The organism is Paraburkholderia sp. BGA-UO-ETr-F21 (genome assembly GCF_059567925.1).
The window spans coordinates 1,045,742-1,062,030 of sequence record NZ_JCAQOY010000040.1; the positions used below are offsets into that span (position 1 = coordinate 1,045,742).

The following is a 16,289-nucleotide window of genomic DNA, read 5'->3' on the forward strand; positions in this document are numbered from 1 at the left end:
GGCCGCATGGCCGCTTCGTCGCGCGGTTCTCTTTGTTCCACTGTTTCGCTCACCGGCACTGGCTCGCATGAATGATCTGTTGCGCTCGTTCGGGCGCGCGCTCGCAAGCGCGCTCCACCCGCGCATGCTCTGGCTGACCTTCATGCCGTTTCTCGCGGCAACGGTCGGGTGGGGCGTGATCCTGTGGTTTTCCTGGCAGACGCTGATCGGCGCGACCCGCACCTGGCTCGAAGGCTGGTCGTTCACGCTCACGCTTTATCATCTGTTCGACTGGCTGGGTTTTGCGGCGCTGCACACGGCGATCGCGCCGTTTATCGTGATCGCGATGGCGATTCCGCTGATCGTCGTCACCGTGCTGCTGCTGATCGCCACGCTGTCGATGCCCTCGGTGATCCGCTTCCTGTCTGCGCGCCAATTCCCCAGCCTGGAAATGCGTCGCGGCGGAACGTGGTACGGTAGCCTCGCTCAGGCGTTATGGACCACGCTGGTCTGTCTGGTGCTGCTGATCGTCACGCTGCCGCTGTGGCTCGTGCCGCCGTTCTTCGCGCTGATTCCGCCGCTGCTGTGGGGCTGGCTCACGTATCGTGTGATGACCTACGACGCGCTCGCGCTGCATGCCACGCGCGACGAGCGGCGCGCGCTGGTGCGGCGATTCCGCCTGCCGCTGCTGCTGATCGGCATTGCGAGCGGTTTGCTGGGTTCGCTGCCCACGCTGCTGTGGGCGTCGTCGGTCTGGCTGATCGTGCTGTTCCCGGTGATCACGGCCGTGACGATCTGGATCTATGCGTTCATCCTCGTCTTCTCGGCGCTGTGGTTCGGCTACTACTGTTTGCGCGCGCTGCAACGCATGCGCGCGGAAGAGCACGGCGGCGTGCGGCACGCGGCGCCGGTTCCTTACTGATGAATTACTGACTAAGCAAAAGAGGCGGCAATGGCATTTGGCGTCATCATCATCGGCGATGAAATCCTGTCCGGCAGGCGTATCGACAAGCATCTGCCGAAGGTCATCGAATTGCTCGGCGCGCGTGGGCTGTCGCTCGGCTGGGCGGAATACATCGGCGACGACCCCGAGCGCATCACGGCGACGCTGCGGCGCACGTTCGCTTCGGGGGATATCGTGTTCTCCACGGGCGGCATCGGCGCCACGCCGGACGACCACACGCGCCAATGCGCGGCGGCCGCGCTCGGTGTGCCGCTCGAACTGCACCCGGAGGCCGCGAAGCTGATTCAGGAGCGCATCCGCGACATGCATCCGGCTAACTCGGCGGCGCCGCTCGATCTGCAGTCGCCGGAGAACCTGCATCGTCTGAATATGGGCACTTATCCGCAGGGCGCGTCGATCATTCCGAACGGCTACAACAAGATCCCGGGCTTTTCGATTCGCCAGCATCACTTCGTACCGGGCTTTCCGGTCATGGCGTGGCCGATGATCGAATGGGTGCTGGATACGCAGTACGCGCATCTGCATCACGCCATGCCGCACGCAGAGAAGTCGCTACTGGTGTTCGAGTTGCCGGAGTCGCGCGTCACGCCGCTGATGGAAAAGATCGAACACGATTTCCCGGGCGTGCGCGTCTTCAGCCTGCCGAGCGTGGGCGATGCGGAACGCGGCGGCGTGTATGCGCGGCATCATATCGATCTGGGTGTGAAGGGCGAGCCCGAGGCAGTGGCGGCGGCATTCGTCAAGCTGCGCGAGGGGGTGCACCTGCTGGGCGGCGATATCGTCGAACCCGAGGCGGCGGCTGCGGCGGCGAAACCGCGCGCCTGAGCCGCGCGGCATTTTTCAGGTGGGTTTGGGCGCTGCGGCGCCCGTTTTTCACCGCGCGCGTCTTCGATTCGAGCGCGGCTTGAGCGCATCATCGGCCTGTCACATTCGGCGCAGACGATAAGCCTGTTCTCACAGGCGAGCCCGCATCAAGGCGGTATTGCACCGGCCTCGACGAACCTCGGCAACAGCCAGGGATCAGGCCACACCTGCGCGAACACTTCAGGCAAAAACGAGGCCGCAATCGCGGTGGGACATCCCGTCATTCATGCGCCGATCCACGGCAACCCGCGAAAGCACCAGCCCGACACTGTCTTACGATGCCCTTGGCCGTCCTTGTCGCCTTCGAAGCCTTCCAGCAGGTCGTACGCCTTGTTGAAGCCGGCTTGTGTGGCGGCAATCGCGGCGAGCTTGGAGCGCGCGGCGCTGCGGCACAGGAACAGCACCGGCGTATCGGGCGTGGCCACCTGATTCAATTGCTGAAGGAACTCCTGATTCGGCACCGCACCCGGATAACGTGTCCATTCGACATGCGCGTATTGTCCGTCGCCGATAACCGGCCGGCCGACCCAATCGAGTTCGGCGCGGGTACGCACGTCGACGAGGCGGGCGCGCGGATCGAGCTGCAACAGTTCGAATGCTTCCGCCGGCGACACTGCGCCCGCGTACGGCAACTGGTTCTCGTTGCGGCGCTTGTCCGCGACTGCGTACAACTGTTCGAGCGAGCTCATGAGCGCAAATCTCCTTCGGACCAAATGATCATTCTAGCGCGCGGCAAGAGCGCGCATGCATAGCTCGAACTGCGCCGAACGCCGTGACCGCCGCGACCCGAGGTGTGCGCAAACATGGTGCAAATTTCCGTGCATGCACCAAAATAAAGATCACGGATGTTGCCGCTTGAGCGAATGCACGTATTTGGTGCGGTGTAGAGCCCAAAGTTTTTAGGGCTGCATGTGGCGCGGTGCGCCCATTCCCCGCGAACGCGCGTGGGGTGTGGTTTTGCGCCGGGTTGGCGCATACATGGCACAGAAGCTGCTTTATTGGTGCCGATCGATTTGTCCGAGCATATATTTATATTCATCCTGAGGCATTGAGGGGTGGACGTGCCGGGACGGGTCAGCTAGATTGGGCGGCGGCTGAATCCGCCGAATTCGTTAATCAGGAGATAGGTTATGAGTAAATCCGTGGCCGACGTCGTTCAACTCGTCAAAGACGAAGACGTCAAGTTTGTCGACTTCCGTTTCACCGACACGCGCGGCAAAGAGCAACACGTTTCGGTGCCGGTGTCGGCATTCGATGAAGACAAGTTCGAAAGCGGCCATGCGTTTGACGGTTCGTCGATTGCCGGCTGGAAAGGCATCGAAGCATCGGACATGTTGCTGGTCCCGGACGCGAACACGGCCTTCATCGACCCGTTCTACGAAGAATCGACCCTCGTGCTGACCTGCGACGTCGTCGAACCGGCGGACGGCAAGGGCTATGAGCGCGACCCGCGCTCGCTGGCGAAGCGCGCTGAAGCGTATCTGAAGAGCACGGGCCTCGGCGACACGGCATTCTTCGGTCCGGAACCCGAATTCTTCATTTTCGACTCGATCAAGTGGGGCACGGATCAGTCGGGCACGTTCGTCAAGATCGGTTCGGAAGAAGCACCGTGGTCGTCGTCGATGGACTTCGAAGGCGGCAACACCGGCCACCGTCCGGGCACGAAGGGCGGCTATTTTCCGGTCGCTCCGGTCGACACGTTCCAGGACATCCGTTCGGAAATGTGTCTGCTGCTCGAACAGATCGGCATTCCGGTCGAAGTGCACCACCACGAAGTCGCGGGCCAGGGCCAGAACGAAATCGGCACGAAGTTCTCGACGCTGGTGCAACGCGCTGACTGGCTGCAGCAAATGAAGTACATCATCCACAACGTCGCGCACACGTACGGCAAGACGGCAACGTTCATGCCGAAGCCGGTGGTCGGTGACAACGGTTCGGGCATGCACGTTCACCAGTCGATCTGGAAAGACGGCACGAACCTGTTCGCAGGCAACGGTTACGCAGGTCTGTCGGAATTCGCGCTGTTCTACATCGGCGGCATCATCAAGCATGCTCGCGCGCTGAACGCGATCACGAACCCGTCGACGAACTCGTACAAGCGCCTCGTGCCGCACTTCGAAGCACCGGTCAAGCTGGCTTACTCGGCTCGCAACCGTTCGGCATCGATCCGCATTCCGCACGTGTCGAACCCGAAGGGCCGCCGTATCGAAACGCGTTTCCCGGATCCGATGGCGAATCCGTACCTGTGCTTCTCCGCGCTGATGATGGCGGGTCTGGACGGCGTGCAGAACAAGATTCACCCGGGCGAAGCCGCCGACAAGAATCTGTACGACCTGCCGCCGGAAGAGGATGCAAAGATCCCGACCGTGTGCGCCGGCCTCGACCAGGCTCTGGACGCGCTGGACGGCGACCGCGAATTCCTGACGCGCGGTGGCGTGTTCACGGATTCGATGCTCGACGCGTACATCGAACTGAAGACGGGCGAGCTGCAACGCTATCGTCAGTCGGTGCACCCGATCGAATTCGAAATGTACTACTCGCTGTAAGCGGCAATGGCGCTTCGCCCTTCACACGGCGAAGCGCTTTGCCCGACGCTCGCGATCGGTCACGAAGGGACGGCGGCGCCGTCCCTTTTTTGTTAGGCCGAGCACAACGTTTGCGGCGTGCGGGCGTTGTGTAGGTATTGAGCATGGCAACAAGCGGACTACCTGATTTATCACCATCTCCTATCGGCCAGACTGCAAGATGGTTCTAAAGAATCTGATCAAGGCAAGGAAAGGGCACGAGCAGACGCTCTCGGACGACGCTCAACTCGTCAGCTCCGGTTTGCTGCCCGGCTTCGAGGCGCTGCCGACGGTCGTGCTGGTGCTCGAAAAGCGCACGCTGCGGGTCGCGTTTGCGAATCCGTCAGCGGAGTCGATGCTGGATCTCTCGCGCCGGCAACTCACGCAGATGGCGTGGCCAGACATTTTTTCGAATGCCGACGAACTGGTCGCGACCATTTCCGCGATCGCCGCCCACCGTTTTCACGCGACGCATCTGGACGCCGTGCTCGAGCGTCCGGGCCATGAGCCGCTGCATGTGCATGCGATCGTCGGCTTTCTGGAAAGCGCGCAAGACTATGTGCTGCTCGAACTGTTCGAGAACGAGCGGCATTTACGCACCGACCGTGAGGAGCGCATCAACGACCTCACGGCGGTCAACAAGCAACTGATCCGCAATCTCGCGCACGAAATCAAGAATCCGCTGGGCGGGATTCGCGGTGCGGCGCAACTGCTCGAGTTCGAACTCGGCGAGCGTCAGCGCGATGAGTTGCGCGAGTACACGCAGGTCATCATCAAGGAATCGGATCGGCTGCAAACGCTGGTTGACCGTTTGCTCGAACCGCACCGCCATCCGCATATCGTCGGCGACGTGAACATTCACGAGGTGTGCGAGCGCGTGCGCCAGGTGATTCTCGCGGAGTTTCCGCGCGGCCTCACCATCGAGCGCGATTACGACGTGAGCGTGCCGGACCTGCGCGGCGACAAGGAGCAACTGATCCAGGCGCTCCTGAACATCGTGCGTAACGCGGCCGAAGCGCTGCGCGAACGGATTTCGCAAGGCGATGCGCGGATCGAATTGCGCACTCGCGTGGCCCGCAAGATCACCGTGTCGAAACGTTTATGTAAGCTGGCATTGGACTTGCGTATTACTGACAACGGCCCAGGCATTCCCGAAGAAATCCGTGACCGCATTTTCTATCCGCTCGTGTCGGGGCGCGAGGACGGCAGCGGTCTCGGACTGACGCTCGCGCAGACATTCGTGCAACAGCACGACGGTTTGATCGAAGTGGATAGCCGCCCGGGCCACACCGAGTTTCAGATTCTGCTGCCGCTCGACTGCTAACACGATATGTATCTCAAGACTTCTGACCGACCCATATGAAGCCGATCTGGATAGTAGACGACGATCAATCGATTCGCTGGGTGCTCGAAAAAGCACTGGCCCGCGAAAACTTCGCGACCCGCAGCTTCGCGAACGTGCGCGAAGCGTCGGCCGCGCTCGATCACGACAGCCCGCAGGTGCTGGTATCCGACATCCGGATGCCTGGCGGCTCCGGCCTCGAATTGCTGCAAACCGTCCGTGACAAGGTGCCGGGCTTGCCCGTCATCATCATGACGGCATTCTCCGATCTGGATAGCGCGGTCGCCGCATTCCAGGGCGGCGCGTTCGAATACCTCGCCAAACCTTTCGACGTCGACAAGGCGGTCGAACTGATTCGCCGCGCGGTGGACGAAAGCATGCGCGGCGAACAGACGTGGGACGAGCGCGTCACCGAAACACCGGAAATGCTCGGCCAGGCGCCGGCCATGCAGGACATGTTTCGCGCGATCGGCCGACTGTCCCATTCTGCTGCAACCGTGCTCATTACCGGCGAATCAGGCACCGGGAAGGAACTGGTCGCGCGTGCGTTGCACCGACATAGCCCACGGGCGAACGGTCCCTTCATCGCGCTGAACACCGCGGCCATTCCAAAGGATCTGTTGGAATCCGAATTGTTCGGTCATGAGCGGGGCGCTTTCACCGGTGCGCAGGCCATGCGCCAGGGGCGCTTCGAGCAGGCTGAGAATGGCACGCTCTTTCTCGACGAAATCGGCGACATGCCGTTCGATTTGCAGACGCGGTTGTTGCGCGTGCTGTCGGACGGTCAGTTTTATCGCGTCGGCGGCCACAATCCGTTGCGCGCGAATGTGCGCGTGATCGCGGCGACGCACCAGAATCTCGAATCGCGTGTTCGTCAGGGCCTGTTTCGGGAAGACTTGTATCACCGTCTCAATGTGATCCGCTTGCGTTTGCCGGCTTTGCGCGAACGTAGTGAAGACATTCCGCTCCTCACGCGCCACTTTCTGCAAAAGAGCGCGCGCGATCTCGGCGTCGAGCCGAAGCGCGTGTCCGAAGAGGCGCTGGCCTATCTCGCGTCGCTGCCGTTTCCGGGCAACGTGCGTCAGTTGGAGAACCTCGCCAACTGGCTGACGGTGATGGCGCCCGCGCAGACGATCGAGATCAAGGACTTGCCGCCCGACCTCGGGCCCGCGCAAGCAGGCGTGACCGATCTGGCTGGTGGTGGCGGCGCGATCGGTGCGGGGGAGGCGAGCCTGGCCGGCGGCGCGCCGGTCAACGGCGCGAGCGCTGCGGTGCATCCGGCCGCGGCGGGCGGATTGCCGGTTGCGAGTCCTGTCAGCGCCTGGGAAGGTGGCTTGCGCACCGAAGTCGCGCGCATGTTGCGCGAGAACGCGGCGGACGTCATGGACGAACTCGCGCGCCGGTTCGAAGCAGCGGTGATTCGCGAGGCGCTGGACTTCACGCGCGGCCGCAAGGTGGAAGCGGCCGAGCGTCTTGGCATCGGCCGCAATACGATTACTCGCAAGATTCAGGAACTGAATCTCGAGCCTTAAGGGGATTGCCTGGTCGGTAATCCTATCTATTCTGAACGTGATGTCTGGCACCATGGGCGCTTTGGCGCGCATGGTGCGGCACGATGTCGCCTTAACGAGTTCACCCGCAGAGCGGGCCGCATAATCGGTTCTCCTTTCTATTTCGGGAGCCGTTATGTCGACGCCGTTTTCCTGGCCTCTTTCGCCCGACACCTTCCTCGCACTCGAAGCGCTCGACGATCCGGTGGTGCTCGATTGGGTGGAGCGGCAGAATGCGCGTACGCTTGCGGAATGGGGGAGCGGGGCGCGCTTTGACGCGTTCAAAGTCCGGCTCGCCGCGATTTACTTGCGTGACGATCGCCCGGTCATCCCCGGGCGATGGCGGGATTGGGCTTACGATCTCTGGCAGGACGAACACAATCCCCGAGGTATCTGGCGCCGCACTTCATGGGCGAGTTGGCGTGCCGGTCAACCCGACTGGCAGACATTGCTCGATTTCGATCTGCTTTGCGAAGAAGAGCAGATGCCGTGGGTCTGCGTCAATGAGAAGATCCTCGATCCGGATGGCGACCGGGCGCTGATTTTCCTCTCGCCCGGTGGGGCGGATGCGCTCGTCGTGCGCGAGTTCGATCTGGAAACACTGCGTTTTGTCGACGATGGATTCGCGCTTCCCGGACCAGGCAAGCATTCGATTTTCTGGATCGACCGTGACACTGTCTATGTTGCTTGGGACAACGGCGGCGCGAGTCTGACGCGTTCCGGCTACCCGCGCGAAGTGCGGCGCTGGACGCGCGACACACCGATAACGGACGCACCGGTCGTGTTCCGCGCAGAATTCGACGATGTCTCGGTTTGCGCCTTTTACGATCACGTCGATCGGCGCCACGCGCTGTCCGTCTCCGTCGATTCATTTGATTCGGAGACCTACTATCTTTCCGCTTCGCAGGAGTGGCAGCGTTTCGACGCGCCGACGCACGTCGCAATCGAGGCGTGGGCCGGCTGGCTGCTGCTTCAACCGCGCCTTCCCTGGGATTGCGGCGGGGTGGTCTATGCCGGCGGGACATTACTCGCCGTTCGCGAGGCGGCATTCTTGCGCGGCGAGCGCGATTGCGTGCCACTCTTCGTGCCCACGCCGACAACTTCGGGCTGCGGCTACTCGATCACGCAGCACCAGCTGATCCTTTCATATCTCGACGACGTGCAGCAGCGCACGGTTCTGTGGCATGCAAGACCGTCGGGCGATGCGTCCTGGGAGTGGGTATCGCGCGAGTTTCCATTGCAGGAGAACGTGCAGGTCGGTGTTTCGCCGATCGAGTCGACCATCGGCGACGAGGCGTATGTCAGTGTGGAGGACTATCTTCAACCGGGTGGTTGCTGGATTGTCGATCTCGCGCAGGATGATCTCTCGCAGTGGCAATTGATTGACCGATACCCTGCCAGTTTCGATGCCACGCCTTTCGCGGTGACGCGCGCTCATGCGATGTCGGCGGACGGCACCCGGGTGCCCTATACCCTGATCGGGCCGCGAGAGCGCACAGAGCAACCGCGGCCGTGTTTGCTGAACGGGTATGGCGGCTTCGCGATTTCGCTGACGCCGGGCTACATGAGCGGCGTCGGTCTCGGTTGGTTGGAGGCCGGCGGTGTCTACGTGGTGGCGAATACGCGTGGTGGCGGGGAGTTCGGCCCTGCCTGGCATACCGCGGCGGTGGGTCCCAACCGGCAGCGCGCGTTCGACGACTTCATCGCTGTCGCGCAGGCGCTCATTGACACCGGGGTGACGACGCCTGCGCAACTGGGCATTCAGGGCGGCAGCAACGGTGGTCTGCTGGTGGCGGCTTGCATGGTGCAACGGCCCGAGTTGTTCGGTGCCGTGGTCAGTCAGATGCCGCTGCTGGACATGAGCCGCTATCAGCTTCTGCACGCAGGGGCATCATGGCTCGAAGAATACGGCGATCCGGATGTCCCGGAGGACGCGAGCGTGCTCGCCGCGTATTCGCCTTACCATCGGGTGTCGGCTAGCCGGGAGTACCCGCCCGTGCTGTTCATGACATCCACCGACGACGACCGTGTACACCCCGGCCACGCCCGCAAGATGACCGCGCGAATGCAGGCGCTCGGCGCCGCGCAGGTCTGGTACTTCGAGGACACACAGGGCGGCCACGCAGCCGCGGACGGGCTGCAAATGGCGGTGCAGGACGCTCTTGTCTTCGAGTTCTTGTGGTCGTGCCTGGGTGACGGCGAGCGGCGCGCCACTTGAGCGCCACCTTAGCGCCACCTGAGCGCCATGTCGGCGCGTGAGGTCCAGTCAGTCGGCCAGGCGAGCGTCAGCCGAGTTGCGCGACAACCGGCGCGTGGTCCGACGGCTGATCCCACTTGCGCGGCACCTTGTCGATGTCGCATGACGAGCACACTTCAGCCAGCGCCTTCGAGAGCAGAATGTGATCGATGCGCAGCCCGGCGTTGCGTCGGAACGCCATCATCCGGTAGTCCCACCACGAGTAGAGCTTCTCCGGCTGCTCGAACTGGCGGAATGCGTCGACGAGGCCGAGTTCGATCAGACGCACGAACTCCGCGCGCTCTTCGGGCGACACCAGATTCTGGCCTTCCCACGCTTTCGGATCGTGCACGTCGCGATCTTCCGGCGCGATGTTGTAGTCGCCGAGCAGCGCGAGCTTCGGATGCAATGCCATCTCGCTCGCGATCCAGTCGTGCAGTGCGGCGAGCCAGCGCAGCTTGTAGGCGAACTTGTCGGTGCCCGGCGCCTGGCCGTTCGGGAAGTAGGCGGAGATAACGCGCGTGCCTTCAATGGTCGCTGCAATTACGCGTTGCTGCGGATCCTCGAACCCGGGAATATTGCGCACGACGCTGTCTTCGTCGACCGTCAGGCCGTCGCGCACCAGAATGCCGACGCCGTTGTAAGTCTTCTGACCGGCAAACCAGCTCCGGTAACCTTTCTCCGCGAGTTCGGCGCGGGGAAATTTTTCGTCCGGCAACTTCAGTTCCTGAAGGCACAACACGTCGGTGCCGCTGGTTTCGAGCCAGTCGATCACATGCTGCTGGCGGACTTTGAGGGAGTTGACGTTCCAGGTGGCGATTTTCATGACATTCTCACAAGCTTGCGTGATTCCGATAGTCCCGCATCTTATCGCGCGGAAGAGGGGGTGGTGAAAATGGCCCTGGCGCGGCAACGAAAATAAAAGGGCGGTGCCGTCCCGCTGCGGCGTATAGTGGGATCACACACACTCGCATTCTTGCGCATCGGGGGAGACATCATGGCTGAACTTTATCCGGCTCTTTATAAGGACTTCGAAGTGCACCCGTTGGTATTTTCGCGGACGTTCGACAAGTTCGACGGCCACAAGCGTCATGCCGAAGGTTACGACGTCGCGGTACGCGTTTGCCGGCCCGGCGCGATTAGCGGCTCGACGGCAAGCCGCGTGTTTCGTCTCGTGCGGCCGTCCACGTTTTCCGATTTTGGCGTGGCCAAGCGCAGCGCGAGCCAGTACGGCGCGGATATCATCGACGGCAAGGTGGAAGGCGCGACGGTCCAGGATCTGTGAGTCGTTTCGCGAGCGCGAAATAATTCGCGCGTTTGTTTGACGTATTGAGAACATCTCTATACAATTCGTTTTCTCTGACGCGGGGTGGAGCAGTCTGGCAGCTCGTCGGGCTCATAACCCGAAGGTCGTAGGTTCAAATCCTACCCCCGCAACCAAAGCCCAGTAGTAAGTGTCGCGATAGCTGGGTGGCATGCAAAAGGTTCATTGCTTGCAGGGCAATCGTCATGTAGTTCAGGCGTGAGTGTCCAAAAAAATCGCAAGATATCGCAAAACATCAAACCCGCTACGGCGGGTTTTTTGTTTTCCGCATCTGACCTGTTGAGACTCGCTGGCTAACGCATTCGACAACTACTCGTGCGAGGCTGCATGCATTACAACCATTCGCGGCAGCGGGCTTGCAAGCGAATGGATATCACTTGATCGTCGTGAACGATCTCGAAGCGCTACACCAGCTCGCGCCAGACGCGGACGAGGACTAACGCAAATTCGCGCCGTACGCTGCGTTCGCGATGGATGGCGTCACCTGAGCCGCACCAGCTCAATCATTGTCCTGTCTCCCTATCTTGGTCGTTCGTACCGACTCGCTTGGCGCGGAAGTAGGGAAGGGGTTGGTCAAGTCGCGGTTGCGAAGCCATCCGGTCACGATCTTACGAGAGTCTGTTTCGTCAATCGACATATCGGGACTCACGTAGCGCGCGTACGAGTAACCTTCGCGCCGGCTAAGTAATGTGACGAGATCTCCTGGCAAAATATACTGCCGCCGTTTGCCGATGCCCGGTTTTTCATAGAAATAGGTTTTGTTTGTGGAAACGGCGATACCAACGGCGTCGAATCGTTCAGTCGCCGAATACTGACTTGCGCCACGTTCTCCGGGCGCCGCATTGAACAAGCCCGCTGCACTCTGACACCCCGCGTGCGGACGATCTGTTTTTAGCGCGATTTCATTGTCGTGCAGATACAGCGTGCCGTCGATTTCCGCCCGTGGGTCGCGTTGAGCATAGGAGAACATTCCTTTATAGGGAATGAAGTCGAACGTCTTCATTCGCAACACCTCTGTTCCGTCCGCGCTTTTGACTCCCTCATCTCTGTTCGCCATGAACAGGAACCCGCATGAGAATGGGGTTTCCTGGGTGCGGTAATAGCCGACGATATCCTCTCCCGACTGATACGTTACGAAACTCAGTTCGTCGTATGTCGTCGCGACACCGGCGGTGGCGATTTGGCAGGCCAACATAAGGAAGCAGGATGCAATCGCTTTGAAAAGCCCTCTATTTGAATTTTTCATAAAATTTTCTCATCGAGTCAGGATATTTTTGAGGGTAATGTTGGCCGTTGTAATAATATGCAAAAGACTCCCAGTTCTTCTCTTGCAGGGCTTTTTTTGCTGAACTGTTCATGTTGACGTAGGCGACAAAAAGATCAAATTGCTCGTCAACGCCCTGCATTTCGAGGTTGGCTAACTCGATGGGACTTGCGTAGCCCATTTCTTCGTAGAAAAAGGCCAACACCTGGAATGCTCCCCATGAGCAGGCCATGATCGCGGCATCACGATTCAACGCGCATGCCTGAACAAAACGCTCGTATTGGTGCATGACTTTTTCATCGCTGTGCGACCAGCCATGATCGTCAGTTTCGCCAGCCGTGTATCCGCCTTGAATCGGCAGGCAAAGATTAGGAAATGCCGGGAAAGGATTCGGCTGCTTTTTTAATAAAGCCGGCCTTTCATTTCTCTTGTCCTTCGGCAAGAGGGATCGAAAGAAGACATGACGTTCGTAGCGAATTTTTGGCAAGCCGTTGTCACAGAATCCCACCCCATCGCTTTCGGTCATCGCGACCGCCTTGATGGCAGCCGCCTCGCAGCCGAGAGTCTTCGCCGCCTCAGCGTATTTCTTCTCGCTTATTTCGAGCGTTTTGGGATAGTTGAGCTTTGATCCGAGCACGTTGAATGCGACAGTGGTCGGCTTGCCGGTATCGACAACCGTGTAGTGGTGGTCAATGGTCACGGTCGTCTTTTCCTTTTTCGTCTTGTCGTCGATCGTGGTTTCCTTATGGCGTGTCGGCGTATCCTTTTTGACTTTGCCTTGCTCAGTGACTTTCTGCGACCAACCGATATAAGGCCCAAACTCGCCCACGAGCCGCTCGACGGTCATGACTTCATCGTGTTGCACCACAGGAAGGTTCATTTCCTGCTCGAACTCCTCCTTCGGCGTGCGCTTCGTCGTGGCTTCCAGGTGGTATTCGGGGCTGGTGACCGTGAATACGCTGATGTCTTTCTTCGGTGTGACCGTGGCCTTCCAGACGAACTCGCCTCGACGGTTCTTCACAAGCACGTCTATCGGCTGGTTGCGTGCGGCATTGCGAATCGTGATCGCGTAGCCGTCTTTGTCCGTTGTCGCTTCAATGCTGTTTGCAGTCGCAGGCGGGGGAGGTGCGATAGCCGCGGAGGCGACAGCGGGTGCGGACGTGGCTAGCGGTGCCGATGCGTCGACAGCGTCGGTCTGTGCGCCGGTTGTCCATTGCGGAGCGGGCCGCGCGCCCGCACCCGCCTTGATCCGCACGCAGAGTCCTTCAATGGGCTTCTGCAGAACGTCACGAAAGACAAGGGTAGCTTGCACGTAGGGCGCAGCCGATGCCTTCGGCTGACTTGCTGGATGCTTGTGATGAGCCATAGGTTCTTGCAGGTTCGTTGTTCGTTTGCACACACGACTCACGCCGACGCGTCGCTATCGTCGGACTCGTCATCGTCGTACGCGTCTTCCGCGACGCGCCAGTCGCCCGCGCCAACTTCGCACTTCACTTGGGTCGATGCCGGCGTGGTGACGGTGAGGGTGGCCCCGTTCGTCAACATCCCCTGCTGCTGGATCGTGCCGTCAGGCAGATAAATTCGATAAGGCTGGTCTGCCAGCCTTAGGCCGACGCCGTGATTCCTGGCGACGGTACTCACGTCGAACGTCTGGGTGTAAATGCCGGCCGGATTCTGAACGAGCGGGGCGAGCGGAAGGACGGGCAGTGGCGCGCGCATCGACGATGCGTCCGGTTTACCCCAGTGAGGGGTCTTTTCGAGAATGGGTCCGGGTGAGCCGTTGACGATGCCGCCCGCGCTGATCTGGATGTACGAACCGCCCGCGCCAATCCAGACCTCCTTCGCGGCGGTGAGAACGATCTTGCCGTCTGTGCTGCCAAGGGTGATGTTTTTGAGTGCGGCAAGCGCCAGTTCATCGCTTTGCGCCTGGATGTCTATCCTGCCTTTCGCCGCGATCAGCTTCATGCCGAGCGCGTAGGCGAACATGGAGATCGCACCGCGCGCCGAGGCGAGTAAAGACCGCCCCGATGACACGCTCACGTCGCGGCCCGCCGTGACCGCATGATCATTCGCGCTCGCCATGTGCGTGCCGTCGGCCGCCGAGGTCGCGATGCCCGCGCTACTCGCCAGCAGCAAATCTGGGCGCGTCATTTCCGGTGACGGGTTCTCGCAGGTTCTTGCGCCGCCGTTGAGTGCGTTGTTCTGCGCGCCGATCGAACGGGCTGCGTCGTTCTGGTTTGCTTCGATGGGTTGGGCGTTGTGCCGCTGCGCAAGCTGCGCGAGGTCTTCATGCTGTTCGCGCGCCCGCGTTAGACGCTGCACCGTTTCACCCATGTCCTTGACGGGCGACATTGCTCCGGCCCGTGGCTCGGTCGTCACCAGCATGCCCTGGTTTGCACGCACCACGCCGTGGGCCTGCGTTGCCAGTTCGAAGCCTTCACCGCGCGCCTCGTCGCGTCCTCGGTGTCCGTCGATACGCGTGTTAAAGCCGAGCACGAGCCGCGACTGCGCGTGGTCACTTGCCACCTGAACCTGCAACTGTCCGGGCGTGTCGTCCGTCACGACGCTGTTGGCCGAGTGGCCTTTCAGTTCCCGGCTGCGCCAGCCCGACAGCGCATCGTTCTTCGGCAAGGCCCACGGAGCCTGGTGAAGCTCTGTCGTGTGCTCGGACATGATGTAGGGCCGGTCCGGGTCGCTGTCGTAGTAGCCCACCAGTACGTGGTGTCCGACGCGCGGCAGCCACATGGCGCCGTGTTCGGCGCCATGCCAGGGCGACGCGACCCGCAGCCAGCAGCTTGCGTCCTGGTCGGTCGGCCCGATCCTGTCCCAGACAAAATGACCTTTGACGCGCCCGTACTGGTCACAGTAGGTTGACTCTTCTCCGTACCCCGTGATGACGGCCGCTTCGGCGTAAGCGCGGGGCTTCTTCGCTTTTTGCGGCGCACGGTAGAACGTGGCGGCGGGCACGGCCATAAACTTCGTTTCGCAACTGTACCGGCGCATGAGACTGCCGTGCTGCGAGACGGTGTCGTTGTTGACGATTTCGGTATGGGTGGACACGACCAGGTATTCGCCGTCGCCGGGCGTCAGCGGATAGCCCTGGAGGGCAAACGTATAGCCTGTCATCAGTCCGCGCAGGTTGCCTTTGCCTTTCGCGCGCAGGCTCTTCGACCGGTGTGCTTCGACTTTCACGCGTGCGAGGTGCCTGCTGTCGAAGTCGGGATCATTGCGCCACGAAGGATCGACACCGTTCGGTCCTTCCATGGGCTGCGAGTAGTCGCCCCACGCATAATCCTCGGCGTTGTCGCATGAGCGCCGACTGTGGTCCGACTGTTCGACCGTCAGCGCCGCAAGTGACTGCGTGTAGTCGTAGTCGACCAGCGTCACCTGGCCCGTCGTCAGTTGCCGGGCAACGCGAAACGCGTGGATATGTTCTTCGTCGATGCGCTGGCCGTCGCGGTCGAGAAAGCGCAGCGTCTGATAAGCGGGCGGGTGCTTCTGGTAGGCGCCAGGCGAGTCGCACAACACCAGCGTGCTCTCGTTGAAGAAGAACGTGATGCCCCATTCCTGCCAAAGCCGGGACAGCCACGCGAAATCCGACTCCCACCACTGCCGCTGATACTCGCGCTTCGGATAGGGGCGGCGTGCAGCGCCGGGACCGGCGAGGCGCATGTCGAACGGGTACGGGTATTTCTGCAGTACCTCGCGCGTTATCTCGGTCACGTCCTTGTCTTGCAGGATCCGGCTATCACGGTTCAACGTGGCGAGATATAACCAGGGGCGAATGTTGAGCCGGTAGTGCGCACGCCGTTCATCCGCGCCGACGCACTTCGCCGAGACGATCAGCCCTGTCAGCTTGCGCACGTCCGCGCCGCAGTTCGCTGCCGCGCCCGAGCGGCCCGGATCCGAGGCGCCACTGCCCTCGATAGCGATGTTGACGGTGACTTCCTTGCCGATCAGCGAGTCGACGTCGACTAGCCGCTGCGCCTCGACAACGCTCAGCCGCGCGTCATCCATCGTGCTGACATCGACATCGTAGTCGTACAGATGGCCGAGCTTCTCTTTCCCCGCCAGCCGGCCAACGACGAACAGTGGTTCGCCTGCCCATTGCGGCAGCGCCTTGCCGCTCATTTCCAGCGTGCGCGGCTGTTTAAACCAGGACATCGGCGACTCCGATCATCAGCAACTCCCTTGGCGAGCAA

General features: G+C 61.2%; 12 protein-coding genes and 1 tRNA gene. 8 read left to right on the top strand and 5 right to left on the bottom strand.

Annotated features, from left to right (window positions below; all coding sequences use genetic code 11):
- Nucleotides 1–67: 67 nt before the first annotated feature.
- Nucleotides 68–901 carry an EI24 domain-containing protein gene (locus AC57B1_RS37135; protein ID WP_091792858.1) on the top strand — a complete coding sequence of 278 codons (834 nt, stop codon included), beginning with the start codon at nucleotides 68–70 and terminating at the stop codon, nucleotides 899–901.
- Between the two features lie 30 nt (nucleotides 902–931).
- A complete protein-coding gene (locus AC57B1_RS37140) occupies nucleotides 932–1,768 on the top strand; it encodes a competence/damage-inducible protein A (RefSeq protein ID WP_408347669.1) in 837 nt (278 codons plus the stop codon).
- Between the two features lie 263 nt (nucleotides 1,769–2,031).
- Here AC57B1_RS37140 and AC57B1_RS37145 read toward each other — a convergent pair whose 3' ends face one another.
- Entirely contained in the window at nucleotides 2,032–2,496 is a 465-nt protein-coding gene (locus tag AC57B1_RS37145) for a rhodanese-like domain-containing protein (protein ID WP_091792860.1), read from the bottom strand.
- A 441-nt stretch (nucleotides 2,497–2,937) separates the two neighbouring features.
- Between AC57B1_RS37145 and glnA the strand changes: the two genes are divergently transcribed.
- The 4 genes from glnA (at nucleotide 2,938) to AC57B1_RS37165 (ending at nucleotide 9,481) form a co-directional block, all read left to right on the top strand.
- Nucleotides 2,938–4,353: a type I glutamate--ammonia ligase gene (gene glnA, locus AC57B1_RS37150; protein WP_091792861.1), complete on the top strand. Its 1,416-nt coding sequence runs from the start codon at nucleotides 2,938–2,940 to the stop codon at nucleotides 4,351–4,353.
- Nucleotides 4,354–4,552: 199 nt separating this feature from the next.
- Complete coding sequence (gene glnL, locus AC57B1_RS37155; protein ID WP_091792862.1) at nucleotides 4,553–5,695, top strand: nitrogen regulation protein NR(II); 1,143 nt, start codon at nucleotides 4,553–4,555, stop codon at nucleotides 5,693–5,695.
- A 35-nt stretch (nucleotides 5,696–5,730) separates the two neighbouring features.
- Nucleotides 5,731–7,245: a nitrogen regulation protein NR(I) gene (gene ntrC / locus AC57B1_RS37160; RefSeq protein ID WP_091792863.1), complete on the top strand. Its 1,515-nt coding sequence runs from the start codon at nucleotides 5,731–5,733 to the stop codon at nucleotides 7,243–7,245.
- Between the two features lie 154 nt (nucleotides 7,246–7,399).
- Nucleotides 7,400–9,481, top strand: coding sequence for a prolyl oligopeptidase family serine peptidase (locus AC57B1_RS37165; RefSeq protein WP_496420180.1), 2,082 nt, complete (start codon nucleotides 7,400–7,402; stop codon nucleotides 9,479–9,481).
- Between the two features lie 67 nt (nucleotides 9,482–9,548).
- Here AC57B1_RS37165 and xth read toward each other — a convergent pair whose 3' ends face one another.
- Complete coding sequence (xth, locus tag AC57B1_RS37170) at nucleotides 9,549–10,325, bottom strand: exodeoxyribonuclease III (protein WP_091792865.1); 777 nt, start codon at nucleotides 10,323–10,325, stop codon at nucleotides 9,549–9,551.
- Nucleotides 10,326–10,496: 171 nt separating this feature from the next.
- Between xth and AC57B1_RS37175 the strand changes: the two genes are divergently transcribed.
- On the top strand, nucleotides 10,497–10,784 hold the full coding sequence (locus AC57B1_RS37175) for a hypothetical protein (RefSeq protein WP_091792866.1): 288 nt from the start codon (nucleotides 10,497–10,499) through the stop codon (nucleotides 10,782–10,784).
- A 78-nt stretch (nucleotides 10,785–10,862) separates the two neighbouring features.
- A tRNA-Met gene (locus tag AC57B1_RS37180) sits at nucleotides 10,863–10,939 on the top strand.
- Between the two features lie 383 nt (nucleotides 10,940–11,322).
- Here AC57B1_RS37180 and AC57B1_RS37185 read toward each other — a convergent pair.
- The 3 genes from AC57B1_RS37185 to AC57B1_RS37195 are packed head-to-tail and all read right to left on the bottom strand — an operon-like array spanning nucleotide 11,323 to nucleotide 16,251.
- On the bottom strand, nucleotides 11,323–12,069 hold the full coding sequence (locus AC57B1_RS37185) for a hypothetical protein (RefSeq protein WP_408347675.1): 747 nt from the start codon (nucleotides 12,067–12,069) through the stop codon (nucleotides 11,323–11,325).
- Nucleotides 12,053–13,453 (bottom strand): N-acetylmuramidase family protein, encoded by a 1,401-nt coding sequence (locus AC57B1_RS37190; protein ID WP_496420181.1) that lies wholly within the window; start codon nucleotides 13,451–13,453, stop codon nucleotides 12,053–12,055. Before AC57B1_RS37190 ends, AC57B1_RS37185 begins: the two co-directional genes overlap by 17 nt.
- A 38-nt stretch (nucleotides 13,454–13,491) precedes the next feature.
- On the bottom strand, nucleotides 13,492–16,251 hold the full coding sequence (locus tag AC57B1_RS37195) for a type VI secretion system Vgr family protein (protein WP_496420182.1): 2,760 nt from the start codon (nucleotides 16,249–16,251) through the stop codon (nucleotides 13,492–13,494).
- Between the last annotated feature and the right edge of the window lie 38 nt (nucleotides 16,252–16,289).

Excerpts from the sequence above, each read along its gene's own strand:
- AC57B1_RS37135 (WP_091792858.1), top strand. The coding sequence starts at position 68 with ATGAATGATCTGTTGCGCTCGTTCGGGCGCGCGCTCGCAAGCGCGCTC.
- AC57B1_RS37140 (WP_408347669.1), top strand. The coding sequence starts at position 932 with ATGGCATTTGGCGTCATCATCATCGGCGATGAAATCCTGTCCGGCAGG.
- AC57B1_RS37145 (WP_091792860.1), bottom strand. The coding sequence starts at position 2,496 with ATGAGCTCGCTCGAACAGTTGTACGCAGTCGCGGACAAGCGCCGCAAC.
- glnA (WP_091792861.1), top strand. The coding sequence starts at position 2,938 with ATGAGTAAATCCGTGGCCGACGTCGTTCAACTCGTCAAAGACGAAGAC.
- glnL (WP_091792862.1), top strand. The coding sequence starts at position 4,553 with ATGGTTCTAAAGAATCTGATCAAGGCAAGGAAAGGGCACGAGCAGACG.
- ntrC (WP_091792863.1), top strand. The coding sequence starts at position 5,731 with ATGAAGCCGATCTGGATAGTAGACGACGATCAATCGATTCGCTGGGTG.
- AC57B1_RS37165 (WP_496420180.1), top strand. The coding sequence starts at position 7,400 with ATGTCGACGCCGTTTTCCTGGCCTCTTTCGCCCGACACCTTCCTCGCA.
- xth (WP_091792865.1), bottom strand. The coding sequence starts at position 10,325 with ATGAAAATCGCCACCTGGAACGTCAACTCCCTCAAAGTCCGCCAGCAG.
- AC57B1_RS37175 (WP_091792866.1), top strand. The coding sequence starts at position 10,497 with ATGGCTGAACTTTATCCGGCTCTTTATAAGGACTTCGAAGTGCACCCG.
- AC57B1_RS37185 (WP_408347675.1), bottom strand. The coding sequence starts at position 12,069 with ATGAAAAATTCAAATAGAGGGCTTTTCAAAGCGATTGCATCCTGCTTC.
- AC57B1_RS37190 (WP_496420181.1), bottom strand. The coding sequence starts at position 13,453 with ATGGCTCATCACAAGCATCCAGCAAGTCAGCCGAAGGCATCGGCTGCG.
- AC57B1_RS37195 (WP_496420182.1), bottom strand. The coding sequence starts at position 16,251 with ATGTCCTGGTTTAAACAGCCGCGCACGCTGGAAATGAGCGGCAAGGCG.